The organism is Pseudonocardia bannensis (genome assembly GCF_012911875.1).
Lineage (GTDB): Bacteria > Actinomycetota > Actinomycetes > Mycobacteriales > Pseudonocardiaceae > Pseudonocardia > Pseudonocardia bannensis.
Genome location: NZ_JAAXKZ010000270.1, coordinates 1 through 1,193, shown reverse-complemented (window position 1 = coordinate 1,193; position 1,193 = coordinate 1). Strand labels below are relative to the sequence as shown.

General features: G+C 72.4%; 1 protein-coding gene. It reads right to left on the bottom strand.

Annotated elements, in window-relative coordinates; translation table 11 throughout:
- Positions 1-914, bottom strand: a 914-nt coding sequence (locus tag HF519_RS30125) for an IS30 family transposase (protein WP_312860437.1), incomplete at its 3' end; no start/stop codon positions are given.
- Positions 915-1,193: the final 279 nt, after the last annotated feature.

Here is a 1,193-nt window from a genome sequence, read left to right as displayed (position 1 = left end):
GCCATCTCCGCGCCCTGGTCCCAGGTCAGCGACCCGCGCAGATGCGCAGGCAGGGTCGCCATGGTGGCCACCAGCCTGTCGCGGACCTGTTCGGCGGTGCGCCCGTCGGGCAGGTGGACCAGCATCACGTAGCGGGTGGCGCGTTCGACCAGGGTCCCGATCGCGGACCCGCCGTCGGCACCGATGATCAGGTCGCCTTCCCAGTGCCCGGGCACCGCCCGGTCGGCGACCTCGGCCGGCCGCTCACTGATCATCACCATCGGGTCGACGAACCGGGAGGTGCGGGCCTGCGGGGCGCGGCGGGGGCGGCGCCGCGCCCGGCCGGTGCGCAACGCCGCGGCGACCTCGCGGCGCAGCCCGCCGCGGGCCTGCAGGTAGAGCGCCTGGTAGATCGTCTCGTGGCTCACGCGCATCTCGGGATCGTCGGGAAACTCCTCGACCAGAGCGTGACAGATCTGCTCCGGGGACCACCGCAACGCCAACTTCTCCGCGACGTAGTCACCTAGCGGGCGGTCGACCGCGAGCTTGGCGGTCTTCGGCCGGGCCCGGCGGCCCGCCGCGGCACGGTGCGCGGCGAAGGGGCGGTACTCGCCGTCGGGGTCCCCGTTGCGGGCGAGCTCGCGGCTGACCGTCGAAGGTGCACGGCCCAGCGCCTCGGCGATCTTGCGGATCGAGATGCCGACCCGGCGCAGGTCGGCCATGGTCTCGCGCTCGGTCAGCGACACGAACCGCTCGTGGAGCACCTTCTCCACCCGGGCCAGCGGCAGCCCCACCGTGATCATGCCGGTGGTGTAGTCCACGCGGCGCCCGTCGGGATAGGTCCGGCTGTTGCGCGTCTTGCTGACGCCGTAGTCCCAGTCCTTCGCGGTCCGCACGTTCACCCCGACCGCCCGGGCCGCTGACGCACGAGGCACACCCCGCTTGCGCAGACGCTCGTACTCGTCGCGACCAGGGTGCCTGCGGGAACCACCCTGCGAGCGTCGGCCTGTCTGCCGGACCCAGCCCGCGGCGGTGTGACGATTGATGCCCATCTCCCGAGCGACGACCGTGGTCGAGCCCACCACGTCGAACCGCGCCAGGAACTCCTCACGCAGCCGGGCGGACTCCGCCCGATGCACAACCCGCCCCACAACGGCCACGGTCGCTGCAACTCCTCATGATCGAGGTGTTGCAGCGACCGCTAGAACCCGAGC